This is a genomic window from Malikia granosa, from assembly GCF_002980595.1.
Lineage (GTDB): Bacteria > Pseudomonadota > Gammaproteobacteria > Burkholderiales > Burkholderiaceae_C > Malikia > Malikia granosa.
Map to the genome: position 1 here is coordinate 25,052 of NZ_PVLQ01000011.1, position 13,114 is coordinate 38,165.

Annotated in this window: 10 protein-coding genes; 7 read left to right on the forward strand and 3 right to left on the reverse strand. The window is 67.6% G+C overall.

What is annotated here, in order from left to right; all coding sequences use genetic code 11:
• The first annotated feature begins 87 nt into the window (after positions 1–87).
• A complete protein-coding gene (locus tag C6P64_RS02805; protein ID WP_105747077.1) occupies positions 88–2,046 on the forward strand; it encodes a PhoX family protein in 1,959 nt (652 codons plus the stop codon).
• A 133-nt stretch (positions 2,047–2,179) separates the two neighbouring features.
• Positions 2,180–4,360 (forward strand): PhoX family protein, encoded by a 2,181-nt coding sequence (locus C6P64_RS02810; RefSeq protein ID WP_105747078.1) that lies wholly within the window; start codon positions 2,180–2,182, stop codon positions 4,358–4,360.
• 123 nt (positions 4,361–4,483) lie between these two features.
• On the opposite strand, the gene C6P64_RS02815 is transcribed toward C6P64_RS02810, so the two are convergent.
• Positions 4,484–5,173 (reverse strand): dienelactone hydrolase family protein, encoded by a 690-nt coding sequence (locus C6P64_RS02815; RefSeq protein WP_105747079.1) that lies wholly within the window; start codon positions 5,171–5,173, stop codon positions 4,484–4,486.
• 77 nt (positions 5,174–5,250) lie between these two features.
• On the opposite strand from C6P64_RS02815, the gene C6P64_RS02820 reads away from it, so the two are divergent.
• Positions 5,251–5,871, forward strand: a complete 621-nt coding sequence (locus C6P64_RS02820) for a MarC family protein (RefSeq protein WP_105747158.1) — start codon at positions 5,251–5,253, stop codon at positions 5,869–5,871.
• Between the two features lie 18 nt (positions 5,872–5,889).
• Here the strand turns inward: C6P64_RS02820 and C6P64_RS02825 are convergent, their stop codons facing one another.
• Positions 5,890–6,375, reverse strand: a complete 486-nt coding sequence (locus tag C6P64_RS02825; RefSeq protein ID WP_105747080.1) for a universal stress protein — start codon at positions 6,373–6,375, stop codon at positions 5,890–5,892.
• Between the two features lie 240 nt (positions 6,376–6,615).
• Here C6P64_RS02825 and C6P64_RS02830 point away from each other — a divergent pair, with 240 nt between their 5' ends.
• Both C6P64_RS02830 and C6P64_RS02835 read left to right on the forward strand, forming a co-directional pair.
• Positions 6,616–6,966, forward strand: a complete 351-nt coding sequence (locus C6P64_RS02830) for a MarR family winged helix-turn-helix transcriptional regulator (protein WP_105747081.1) — start codon at positions 6,616–6,618, stop codon at positions 6,964–6,966.
• Between the two features lie 192 nt (positions 6,967–7,158).
• Positions 7,159–8,715: a methyl-accepting chemotaxis protein gene (locus C6P64_RS02835; RefSeq protein ID WP_105747082.1), complete on the forward strand. Its 1,557-nt coding sequence runs from the start codon at positions 7,159–7,161 to the stop codon at positions 8,713–8,715.
• Positions 8,716–8,748: 33 nt separating this feature from the next.
• On the opposite strand, the gene moaC is transcribed toward C6P64_RS02835, so the two are convergent.
• Positions 8,749–9,231: a cyclic pyranopterin monophosphate synthase MoaC gene (gene moaC, locus C6P64_RS02840; protein WP_211296785.1), complete on the reverse strand. Its 483-nt coding sequence runs from the start codon at positions 9,229–9,231 to the stop codon at positions 8,749–8,751.
• A gap of 54 nt (positions 9,232–9,285) precedes the next feature.
• Between moaC and C6P64_RS02845 the strand changes: the two genes are divergently transcribed.
• The gene (locus tag C6P64_RS02845; protein WP_105747084.1) at positions 9,286–10,899 is read left to right on the forward strand and encodes a M48 family metalloprotease; all 1,614 of its coding nucleotides are present in this window, start codon (positions 9,286–9,288) and stop codon (positions 10,897–10,899) included.
• A 67-nt stretch (positions 10,900–10,966) separates the two neighbouring features.
• Positions 10,967–13,042, forward strand: a complete 2,076-nt coding sequence (tkt, locus tag C6P64_RS02850; RefSeq protein ID WP_105747085.1) for a transketolase — start codon at positions 10,967–10,969, stop codon at positions 13,040–13,042.
• The last annotated feature ends 72 nt before the right edge of the window (positions 13,043–13,114 follow it).

Genomic DNA, 13,114 nt, shown 5'->3' on the forward strand with positions numbered 1-13,114 from the left:
CGCGTTTGTCAAACCTGGTTTTTCATCGAAATTTCACTTTCGGATGGGAAGCTTGTCGTGTTATTCGCTACCAAACGTCACACAGACATGAACCACAATCCCGGAACCTCCCGTCGCAACCTCCTGAAAATGCTGTCGGCAGCCCCCATGCTGCCGCTGTCTACCGGTTTTGCCGGTTCCGCCCTGCTGGCAGGTTGTGGTGGTGGCGACGACGCCAAGCTCACCGGAGTCAGCTTCAGCTCGATGCCGGCACCGACGCTGGCCAACCCGGCGGCCATGGCAACGACCACCGTCGGCTCGGTGATGAGCGCCAGCTTCGACGACGGCAGCAAGGTCGACTTCAAGCTGTCCTACGCACCGTTCTTCATCACCGGCGACCTGGTCGACGATGGCAAGGGCGGCAAGGTGCTCGCCGGCGGCTATTTCGACATCAACAACAAGCCCATCATCGACAAGACCGTGGCCGGCAAGGAGCGTCAGTTCTTCTCGGACTGCCCGGATGGCACCTCGCTGATCAAGATCGAAGGCGCCAAGATGGCTGGCGTCAAGGGCAACACGGTGTTCGCGGTGGTCCAGTTCGAATACACCACCTGGGCCCAGGACGGCAAGAGCGACATGTACGGCAAGCTGCCGTCGCCGATCGCCGTGCTGACGCTGGACCAGAACCCCGACACCGGCAAGCTGAGCCTGGTCAAGTACCACAACGTCGACACCAGCAGCGTCCACGGCCTGTGGATCACCTGCGGCGCCAGTCTGTCGCCCTGGGGCACCCACCTGTCGAGCGAGGAGTACGAGCCCGACGCGTTTGCCGCACGCAGCGCCAACAACATGGACGCCTTCAGCCTGAACCTGTACGGCGACGCGAGCAAGGCCAACCCCTATCTCTACGGCCACCTGCCCGAAGTAACCGTCAACCCCGACGGCACCGGCAGCATCAAGAAGCATTACTGCACCGGCCGCATCTCGAAGGAGCTGGTCCAGATCATGCCCGACGAGCGCACGGCCCTGTGCGGTGACGACTGGACCAACGGCGGCCTGTTCATGTTCGTCGCCGACAAGGCGCGCGACCTGTCCTCCGGTTCGCTCTACGTCGCCAAGTGGAGCCAGACCTCCTCGGCCGGCGCCGGCTCCGCCAACCTGAGCTGGATCAAGCTCGGCAGCGCGACCAGCGCCGAGATCGAGAACCTGGCCAAGACGCTCAAGCCGACCGACATCATGGATGTCAAGACGGTCGATCCCACCATCGCCGACCCGACCGCGACGGGCTACACCAAGATCAACTACAGCGGCAAGTTCAACTGGGTCAAGCTCAAGCCCGGCATGGAAAAAGCCGCCGCCTTCCTCGAAACCCACCGCTACGCAGCCCTGATGGGCGCCAGCATGGGCTTCACCAAGATGGAAGGCACGACGGTCAACATCAAGGACAAGATCGCCTACTCGGCAATGTCGCGCCTGGAAGCGTCGATGATCAAGGGCAACGCAGCTGCGCAGACCGGCAGCATCGAGCTCGACAAGAAGATCTCTGCCGGCGCGGTCTACGCAATGAACCTCAAGGGTTCGATCAAGGACACCGCAGGCAACGCGATCAACAGCGAGTGGGTGGCTGTCGACATGGCCGCTCCCGCCGCGCTGGTCGGCGAGGACATCGCTTCCGACGCGCTCGGCAACACCGGCAACCCGGACAAGATCGCCAACCCGGACAACCTGAAGTTCTCCGAGAAGATGCGCACCCTGTTCATCGGCGAAGACAGCGGCCAGCATGTGAACAACTTCCTGTGGGCCTACAACGTCGACACCAAGGTGCTGTCGCGCGTGATGTCGATCCCGGCTGGCGGTGAATCGACCGGCCTGCAGGCGGTCGACGAGATCAACGGCTGGACCTACATCATGAGCAACTTCCAGCACGCCGGTGACTGGGGCGCGATCCACAACACGGTCAAGGCCACGCTCGATCCGCTGATCAAGGCCAACTACAAGGACAAGTTCGGCGCTGCCGTCGGCTACCTGACCGCCGATTCGGCACAGTTCTCGCTGACCAAGCGCTGAGCCTGGAGTGCGGCCACGGCCGCCATGACCGCCCCCCGAGGATGACAGGCCCGGGGGCTTTTTTGCGTTCGAAATGAAACCGTCACACTCAGCTGCGAGGATCCGTGCCATTGCTCCCCCGAAGGAATCCTGCATGTCTCACCCGCCCCCCAAAGACGAGTTCAACGACGGCGAGAACGTCAACTTCTCCGCCAACGCCCATATCGATGACCTGCTCGAGGCACGGCTGAACCGCCGCCTCGCGCTCCAGGGCGGCATCGGCGTGACCACCGGCTTGCTGCTGGGCGGCTCGGCAATGGCCGCACAGGGCCAGGCCAAGGGCGCCGCGCGCGCGAAGCAAGCCGCCCTCAAGCTCGGCTTCGGTTCGGTGGCCAAGCACCGCGACGACAAGGTGACCCTGCCGGCCGGCTACCAGATGACCATCCTGCATGCGCTGGGCGACCCGCTGCACTGGGGCGACGAGTCCTGGAAGGGCGACGGCAGCGAAAGCGCCGACTCCTACAACCGCCGCATCGGCGACGGCCACGACGGCATGTACTTCTTCGGCCTGGGCGAAGCCGGCAAGTTCGACGCCAAGCGCTCGGACCGCGGCCTGCTGTGCGTCAACCACGAATACGTGGTCGCACCCTATGCACTGCACCCGAACGGCAAGACCGCTGGCGCTGCCCGTGTCGCGAGCGAAGTCGAGAAGGAGATCTACGCCCACGGCATCAGCGTGGTCGAGGTCAAGCGCGACGCCAAGGGCGCCGGCATGAGCATGGTGCGCGGCTCGCGCTACAACCGCCGCGTCACCTCGGCCACCCCAATGGCCTTCGCCGGCCCGGTCAAGGGCAGCGAGCTGGTCAAGACCAAGTTCTCGCCCGACGGCATGAAGACCCGTGGCACCAACAACAACTGCGCCAACGGCTACACCCCCTGGGGCACCTACCTGACCTGCGAGGAAAACTACACCAACGTGATCAGCCGCGCCGCCGGCGATGACGCCAAGCGCAGCGCCAAGGAGATCACCGGCCTCAAGCGCTACGGCATGACCGACGGCCGCAAGAGCCCCTACCTGTGGGATACCGCCGGCAGCGACGACCTGTTCGCGCGCTGGAACAGCGCCGTCACCGGCGCGACCGCCGGCGACGACTACCGCAACATCTTCAACACCTTCGGCTGGGTGGTCGAGATCGATCCCTTCAATCCCGACCGCACCCCGGTCAAGCGCAGCACGCTGGGTCGCTTCAACCACGAAGGCGCCTGGCCGGTGCCGGCCGTCAAGGGCCAGCCGATCGTGATCTATTCGGGCGACGACTCGCGCAACGAGTACATCTACAAGTATGTCTCGAAGGCGCTGTGGGACGAGGCCGATGTCAACGGCGGCCTGGCCGCTGGCGCCAAGTACCTCGACGAGGGCACGCTGTATGTCGCCCGCTTCAATGCCGACGGCAGCGGCGAATGGCTCGAGCTGACCCATGGCAAGAACGGCCTCGACGCCGGCAACAAGCTCTACCCCTTCGCCGACCAGGCCGATGTGCTGGTGCACGCCCGCCTGGCCGCCGACGCGCTCGGCGCGACCAAGATGGACCGCCCGGAATGGGGCGCGGTCAACCCGCTGAACCACGAGGTCTACATGACCTTGACCAACAACAGCAACCGCGTCGCCAACGACGCCACTCCGACCGGCGTGCAGCTCAAGCCCGACGCAGCCAACCCGCGCTACTACAGCGACAACTACAGCGCCGACGGCAAGAGCAAGGTCAACAAGGGCAACCCGCACGGCCACATCATCCGCTGGAAGGAAGCCGGAGCCCAGGCAGCGACCCGCTTCAGCTGGGACATCTACCTGTTCGGCGCCGAGAGCGATGCCGCTGCCGACATCAACCTGTCGGGCCTGACCGCGGTCAACGACTTCTCGAGCCCGGACGGCCTGTACTTCGACCCGCGCGGCCTGCTCTGGATCCAGACCGACGACAACGCCTATACCGACCAGACCAACTGCATGATGCTGGCCGCCGTGCCCGGCAAGGTCGGTGATGGTGCCAAGGCCGTGGCGGCTGGCGGCACCGAGACCCGGGTCGGCGCCAAGGCGACGCCCGACAGCGTGCGCCGCTTCCTGGTCGGCCCGAAGGACTGCGAGATCACCGGCATCGCGATCACGCCGGATGGCCGCACCATGTTCTGCAACATCCAGCACCCGGGCGAGGAGAGCAAGCTCGAGTCCCTGTCCAGCCACTGGCCGGACAGCCAGACCAACCCGGGCTCGACCCAGCGCCCGCGCTCGGCCACGATGGTGATCACCCGCATCGACGGCGGCCCGATCGGCCTCTGATGACGACGGCGCCGGCCTGATGGGCCGGCCCAGGCCACCGTGCAAAACCCCTGCCGCCGCAAGGCGCGCAGGGGTTTTGCATGTCGAGGCGCCGTCAAGCGGCGCCAGAGATCAGGCTGGGAATCAGCCCAGGTGCTTGGCGAAGAAGGCCAGCGTGCGCTCGCGCGCCAGCGCGGCCGAAGGCGGGTGCGAGGCACCGCGCTGGTCGCAGTTGAAGCCGTGGTGGGCGTCGTAGCTGTGGACCTCGACGCCGGGCTGGGCAGTGCGGAAGGCCTCGACCGTATCCATCGGAATCCAGTTGTCCTGTTCGGCGAAATGCGCCAGCACCGGGCATTGCGGCTGGCGCGCGGCCTCCTCGGGGGTGGTCATGCCGCCGCCGTAGTAGGGCACGGCAGCAGACAGGCCCTGCAGCTCGCAGGCGCTGCGCCAGGTCAGCAGGCCGCCCCAGCAATAGCCGACGATGCCGACCTTGCCGCCGCTGCGGCGCGCGGCCTCGGCGATCGCGGCCTGGATGTCGGCCAGCACGCCGGGCGCCGGCAGCGCCTCGACCGCCAGCTTGAGCGCGAAGCCGGCCTGCATGTCGGCATCGGTGTAGCCGAGCTCGACGCCGGACTTGACGCGGTCGAAGGTGGCCGGCGCAATCGCCAGGTAGCCCGCGGCCGCATAGCCGTCGGCGACGGCGCGGATATGCGAGTTGACGCCGAAGATCTCCTGCAGCACCACGACGGCGCCGCGCGGCTGGCCGGCCGGCTCGGCCAGGTAGGCGGGACAGCTGCGGCCGTCGGCAGCGGTGATGGCGATGAATTGGCCCATGAAAACAGTCCTCCTGAAGGGTCAAAAACCGATAGGTTAGCGGACTTCGATGGCGCGGCATGGCCGACAATGCAGCGATGGAACTCAAGCCGCTGATCACCCTGCTGGCGATCGTCAACCCGCTGGCGATCGTGCCCTTCTTCATCCATTACACCCAGGGCTTTTCCGATGAGCAGCGCCGACGCACGGTGCTGATCGCCTCGTTCAGCGCCTTCGCCGTGATCGCGGCCTGCGCGCTGCTGGGCCTGCAGATCCTGGACTTCTTCGGCATCTCGCTGGCGAGCTTCCAGGTCGGCGGCGGCATGCTGCTGCTGAACTCGGCGCTGTCGATGCTCAACGCCCAGCCGGCCGAGGCGCGCACGACCCAGGACGAGGTCGACGACGCCAACGCGCGGGCGTCGATCGCGGTGGTGCCGCTGACCATCCCGCTGCTGACCGGCCCGGCCTCGATGTCGACCGTCGTGATCTACGCCGACCGGGCCCAGAGCCTGCTGCAGCATGCCGCGCTGGTCGGCTACGGCGTCGTGATCGGGCTGGCGACGGCGGTCTGCTTCACGCTGGCCGAACCGATCGAGCGCATCCTGGGCAAGACCGGCATCAACGTCATGACGCGGATCATGGGCCTGATCCTGGCCGCGATCTCGGTCGAGGTGATGGCGGCCGGGCTGATCAAGATCTTCCCGGCGCTGAACGGCTGACGCCGGCCGGCTGCGCGCTCAGTCCGCCTCGGGCGCTGGCGCCTCGTCAGCGGCCTCCTCGGCGTCTTCCTCGGGCTCGGGCGGCGCCTTGACGAAGGTCACCGGCACCGGGGCATCCTCCAGCATGCCGCGCGAGACCGAGCCCAATGCGCTGCGCACCAGGCCCATGCCATGGCTGCCCATGATGACCGCGTCGCAGCCCTCCTCCTCGATCAGCTCGAGCAAGGCCGGCACCACGTCGCCGACCACCACGGTCTCGGCATAGGGCAGGCCCGCGATGTCGGCGAGCTGCACCGCGGGCGCCATCAGGTCGCGCCCGGCGCCGACCGCCACCTCGGCCAGCGCCTCGGGGTCATGCAGGGTCAGCATTTCGTAGGCCGAGGCCGGCTCCTGCACGTTGGCGAGCACCAGCTCGAGCTCGAGCCCGGCACGCGCCAGGGCGATGGCATGCTGCAGCGCCTGCAGCGCCAGTTCGGAACCATCAATCGGGACGAGCAACTTCATATCCAGCCTCCAATGCGGCCGCCCGGATGGCGGCTCGGTCATGGCTATCATAGACCCGCTCAGGCACTCCACCGCCAGGGGCCAGCGCGCGAGCTGGCAGGTCCGGGAGGTCGAGTCGCCAATAGGGTTTACCCTTGCAGCTGTTCGCAAGTGGCCATCAGGGGCGATAATTCGTGCCATTTTTCGTCAAGGCCCTCTTGACTTCGGCAGGGTCGACACGACATATTTAGCAACATGCAAATGACTACACACCATTCTCAGGCCTATCTGAAATTTCTGAACCTGGTCAAGGCGATCCGCGACCTGCCGACCTTCCCGATGCTGGATGCGGTCGAGCAGTCCCTGCTCGAGAGCTTCGCGGCAGTCTGGCACACCGGCAAGCAGATCACCGTGCTCGAAGCCATGCATATGTCGAAGGAAATCTCGCCCAGCACCGTGCACCGTCGCCTCAAGACGCTGCGCGCCAAGGGCATGATCACCCTGGTCAACGACAGCGTCGACAGCCGCACCAAGTACGTGATGCCGACCACGCTGGCCAACCAGTGCTTCGACCAACTCGGCCAATGCATGGACGCTGCACGCCAGGCCTGAGCCGCGCACCGATTTCAGATCCAAGGCTTAGCCGCCCTGCTCGCAAGAGCCAGGCGGCTTTTTTGTGTCCATAGCCAGGGTACGGGCAACGACCGGGCCGCCAATCGGCCGCCGCCGATCCTGGTTATCATCCCTCGAGCTATCGCCAGATGGCCCCTGCTCCCGCGATCACACAACAAGACGCCCCGAGACATGTTCAGTATCAAAAATAGCTCGCTGTCAGCCCGGCTGACCCTGCTGATCGTCAGCGCCTTGCTCGGCATGGCAGCCCTGGCGGCCAATCTCCTGTTCACTGAACGCCAGCTCATCCTGGACGAACGCAGCGGCAGCGTGCGCCAGTCGGTGGAGACCGCAGCCGGCATCGTCACCTATTTCGAGACCCTGGAACGCGAAGGCAGCCTGTCGCGCGAACAGGCCCAGCAGCAGACCAAGGCCGCGATCAAGGGCCTGCGCTATGGCCAGGGCGACTATTTCTGGATCCAGGACATGCAGGGCCAGATGCTGATGCACCCGATCCAGCCCAAGCTCGACGGCCAGAACATGAGCGGCAACCGGGACCCGGACGGCAAGCTGTTCTTCCAGGAGATGGTCGATGTCGCCAAGCGGGAAGGCGCGGGCTTTGTCAGCTACCAATGGCCCAAGCCTGGCAGCGACAGCCCGCAACCCAAGATCTCCTATGTCAAGAGCCTGCCCGGCTGGGGCTGGATCATCGGCTCGGGGGTCTATGTGGACAACATCAATGCCACCCTGGTCAAACGCGCCACCAGCCTGATCGCCGGGGTGCTGGTGCTGATGGCCGCCGTGCTGGCGCTGGGCCTGCTGATTGCGCGCACCATCCTGCGCCAGCTGGGCGGCGAGCCCAACTACGCGGCCGAGGTCACGCGGCGCATAGCGGCGGGAGACCTGAGCACCAGGATCGCAATCAAGTACCCCGGCCAGGAAAACCTGCTGACGGCGCTGGAGACCATGCGCACGCAGCTGGCCACCGTGGTCAGCCAGGTGCGCCAGCGCTCGGAAAGCGTGGCCTCGGCCAGCACCCAGATCGCCCAGGGCAACCTGGACCTGTCCTCGCGCACCGAGAACCAGGCCAGCGCGCTGGAGCAGACCTCGGCCTCGATGGAAGAGCTGGGCTCGACCGTGCGGCAGAACTCGGACAACGCGCGCCAGGCCAACCAGCTGGCCCAGAGCGCCAGCGAGATCGCGGTCCGGGGCGGCGAAGTGGTGGCCCAGGTGGTCGACACGATGAAGGGCATCAACGACAGCTCGCGCCGCATCGCCGACATCATCGGCGTGATCGACGGCATCGCGTTCCAGACCAACATCCTGGCCCTGAACGCCTCGGTGGAGGCGGCGCGCGCTGGCGAGCAGGGGCGCGGCTTCGCGGTGGTGGCGGCGGAGGTGCGCAGCCTGGCGGTGCGCAGCGCCGAGGCGGCCAAGGAGATCAAGGGTCTGATCACGACCAGCGTCGACCGGGTCGAGCAGGGTTCGCTGCAGGTGGACCAGGCCGGCGCGACGATGAACGAGGTGGTCGCGGGGATCAAGCGGGTGACCGACATCATGGGCGAGATCAGCGCGGCGAGCGCCGAGCAGAGCTCGGGCGTGGGCCAGGTGGGCGAGGCGGTGATGCAGATGGACCAGGCGACGCAGCAGAACGCGGCGCTGGTCGAGGAGATGGCGGCGGCTGCGACCAGCCTGAAGGACCAGGCTCAGGAGCTGGTGCAGACCGTCGCCGCGTTCAAGCTGGCTTGAACCGCGCGGAAGCGGGGCCAGCGGCCCCGGACCTCAGGGGCTGACGAAGCTGCCCGACTTGCCGCCGTGCTTCTCGAGCAGCCGGAGGTCCGAGATCACCATGCCGCGGTCGGCGGCCTTGCACATGTCGTAGATGGTGAGCAGCGCGCAGTTGACGGCGGTCAGCGCCTCCATCTCGACCCCGGTCGGGCCGACGGTCTCGGCGCTGGCGCGGCAGAGCACGGCCTGCTCGGCCTCGAGCAGCTCGAACTCGACCGTCACCCGCGTCAGCGCGATCGGGTGGCAGAGCGGAATCAGGTCGGCGGTGCGCTTGGCCCCCATGATGCCGGCCAGCCGCGCCACGCCCAGCACATCACCCTTCTTCGGGCTGCCGTGCCGCACCAGCTCGAAGGTGGCGGGCTGCATGCTGATGCGTCCCTGCGCGATGGCGATGCGGTGCGTCTGCGCCTTGGCGCCGACGTCGACCATGTGGGCCTGGCCGCTGGCATCGAAATGGGTGAGGGGAGAATCGCTCATGCTCAGATTTACCTAGGTGATGTGATCAGCTGCCGGAACAGGCATGATACGGCGATGCGCGTTCCCTTCCGTTCCCGCTGGCGGCCCTGGCTGGCCGCGACCCTGCTGCTGACACCCCTGGCCTGGTCGCAGGCCCAGGCGCCGGCCGATCCGCCCCAGCTGCCATCCGGGCGCGCCCTGCCCAGCCTGGGCGACGGCGGCGAGATGACCTTGGGCGAAGAGCGCCGCATCGGCGACCAGATCGCCCGCTCGATCTACCGCGACCCCGAGTACCTCGACGACCCGCTGCTGGCCGACTACCTGCAGCAGGTCTGGCGGCCGCTGCTCGACTCGGCGCTGGCGCGTGGCGAACTGCCGCCCGACGCCGACCAGCGCTATGCCTGGCGCCTGCTGCTGCTGCGCGACCCCTCGGTCAACGCCTTCGCGCTGCCGGGCGGCTACCTCGGCGTGCACCTGGGCCTGCTGGCGACCGTGAGCAGCGCCGACGAGCTGGCCTCGGTGCTCGCGCACGAGCTCAGCCATGTCTCGCAGCGCCATATCGCGCGCCTGCTGACGCAGCAGAGCCGGCAGGCGCCCTGGATGATCGCCTCGATGCTGCTCGGCGTGCTGGCGGCCAGCAAGTCCAAGAACGCCGACATCGGCAACGCCGCCATCGTCGGCGGACAGGCGCTGGCCATGCAGACCCAGCTCAACTTCTCGCGCGACATGGAGCGCGAGGCCGACCGGGTCGGCTACGGCATCATGACCGAGGCCGGCTTCGACGGCGCTGGCTTCGCGACCCTGTTCGACAAGCTGCAGCAGGCCTCGCGGCTGAACGACGACGGTGCCTTCCCCTACCTGCGCAGCCACCCGCTGAGCACCGAGCGCATGGCCGACATGCGCGCGCGGCTGGCGCTGAACCAGACCCCGGCACATGACCGGGTGGGCCCGAGCCCGGCCCTGCATGCGCTGATGTCGGCGCGCGCGCGCGTGCTGGGCGAAAGCCGGATCGAGCGACTGCAGGCGCTGGCGCAGGCCGGGCGCTCGAACGCGGCGCCGCTGCGCGACCCGGCCACGCTGGCGCTGCGCTATGCGGCGACCCTGGCCGCGGCCCAGCTGCGCGATGTCGGCACGGCACAGGAACAGCTCGGGCGGCTGCTCGCCGCCCTGCCCGACGACGCAGCCGCACGGCAGGCGGTCGACCTGCTCGCGCTCGAGGCCATGCAGCTGACGCAGAGCGAGCGCCTGGCGGGATTGGAGCGCGCGACGTTGCAGCGCCAGGCCCTGGCAGCCCCCGAGCGCGCTGCGTTGATCCTGGGCGCGCGCGCCGCCGCCGCGCCAGCGGATGCGCGCGCGCTCGACAGCGCCAGCCAGCGCCTGCAGACCTGGCTAGCGCTGCACCCCGACGACATCCCGGCCTGGCAGGCGCTGGCCCTGGTGGCGCAACAGCAAGGCCAGCCGGTGCGCGCCGCGCGCGCCATGGCCGAGGCCCAGCGCGCCCAGCTCGACCTGGCGGGCGCGCTGAGCCGCATGAAATCGGCCCAGACGCTGGCACGCCAGCAAGGCAACATGGATCACGCCGAACTGTCGATCATCGACGCGCGCACGCGCGAGTTCGAGCGCCTGCTGCGCGAGCAGTTCTGCGAGGAGCGCGAACAGCGCGACGCCGTCTGCCAGAAACCACGCTGAAACTGCATTTCTTGCGGCCGCCGGAGGGGCACAGATAAAATCAGGGGTTTAGATTTTTGAGGCTCCCATGACCGACGCCAAGACCCCATCCCAAGCCTCCACCGTCAATGCGCAAACCATGGCCAATGCCATCCGCGCGCTGGCGATGGATGCCGTGCAGCAAGCCAACTCCGGCCACCCGGGTGCGCCCATGGGCATGGCTGACATGGCTGTCGCGCTGTGGGGCCGCCACCTCAAGCACAACCCGGCCAATCCGGCCTGGTTCGACCGCGACCGCTTCGTGCTGTCGAACGGCCACGGCTCGATGCTGATCTACGCGCTGCTGCACCTGAGCGGCTACAAGCTGCCGATGGGCGAGCTGAAGAACTTCCGCCAGCTCGGCAGCAAGACCGCCGGCCATCCGGAAGTCGGTCACACCCCGGGCGTCGAGACCACCACCGGCCCGCTGGGCCAGGGCATCACCAACGCGGTCGGCTTCGCGCTGGCCGAGAAGCTGCTGGCCGCCGAGTTCAACCGCGACGGCCATGAGATCGTCGACCACCGCACCTATGTCTTCCTGGGCGACGGCTGCCTGATGGAAGGCATCAGCCACGAGGCGATCGCGCTGGCCGGCGCCTGGAAGCTGGGCAAGCTGATCGCGCTCTACGACGACAACGGCATCTCGATCGACGGCCAGGTCGCGCCCTGGTTCATCGACGACACCCCGAAGCGCTTCGAGGCCTGCGGCTGGAACGTGATCCGCGCCGTCGACGGCCATGACGCCGACGCGGTCGATGCCGCCATTGCCCAGGCCAAGCTCGATGCGAGCAAGCCGACCCTGATCTGCTGCAAGACCCATATCGGCAAGGGCAGCCCCAACCGCGCCAACACCTCGAAGGCGCATGGCGAGCCGCTCGGCGCAGAGGAAATCAAGCTGACCCGCGAAGCGCTGGGCTGGACCTACGGCCCGTTCGAGATCCCGAAGGAAGTCTATTCCGCCTGGGACGCCAAGGACGCCGGCAAGGCCGCCGAGAAGGCCTGGAAGGACCGCTTCGCGGCCTACAAGAAGGCCTTCCCGGCCGAGGCCAAGGAATTCGAGCGCCGCATGAAGGGCGAGCTGCCGAAGCACTTCGAGCAGGTCGCCGCCGACACCCTGGCCGCCGCCCATGCCAAGGCCGAGACCGTCGCCAGCCGCAAGGCCAGCCAGCTGGCGCTGGAAGCCTTCACCGCCGCGCTGCCCGAGCTGCTCGGCGGCTCGGCCGACCTGACCGGCTCCAACCTGACCAACACCAAGTCCACGCCCAACCTGCGCTTCGACGCGGCCGGCGCGGTGGTCAAGAACGAGGCTGGCCAGGGCGGTCGCCACATCAACTACGGCGTGCGCGAGTTCGGCATGGCCGCGGTCATGAACGGCATCGCGCTGCACGGCGGCTTCATCCCCTACGGCGGCACCTTCCTGACCTTCAGCGACTACAGCCGCAACGCGATCCGCATGGCCGCGCTGATGAAGCAGCGCGTGGTCCACGTGTTCACCCACGACTCGATCGGCCTGGGCGAGGATGGCCCGACCCACCAGTCGATCGAGCATGCCGCCAGCCTGCGCCTGATCCCGAACCTGGACGTCTGGCGCCCGGGCGACACCGCCGAGACCGCGGTCGCCTGGACCGTCGCGCTGCGCAACACCACCAAGCCGACCGCGCTGCTGCTGAGCCGGCAGAACCTGGCCTATTCGCCCAAGGCCGCGCTGGAAGACATCGCCAAGGGTGCCTATGTGCTGAGCGAGCCGGCCGATGTCGGCTTCAAGAAGAGCAAGAAGGCCAAGGCCGTGATCATCGCGACCGGCTCCGAGGTGCAGCTGGCGCTGGCGGCGCAGAAGCTGCTGGCCGAGCAGAAGGTGGCGGTGCGCGTGGTCTCGATGCCGAGCAACACCACCTTCGACCAGCAGGATGGCGACTACAAGTACAGCGTGCTGCCGGCCGAGCTGCCGCGCATCGCGGTCGAGATGGGCGTGACCGAGGGCTGGTGGAAATACGGCTGCGACGCCGTGGTCGGCATCGACAGCTACGGCGAGTCGGCCCCGGCACCGGTACTGTTCAAGCATTTCGGCTTCACGCCCGAGAACGTCGCCGCCACCGTGCTGGCCGTCGTCGGCGAGAAGCTCTGATCCCGCTCCAGGCGGCGGGCCGGTCCCGCCGCCACCCGGCCCGACAGGGTGCCGTCAGCGCACCCGTCCATG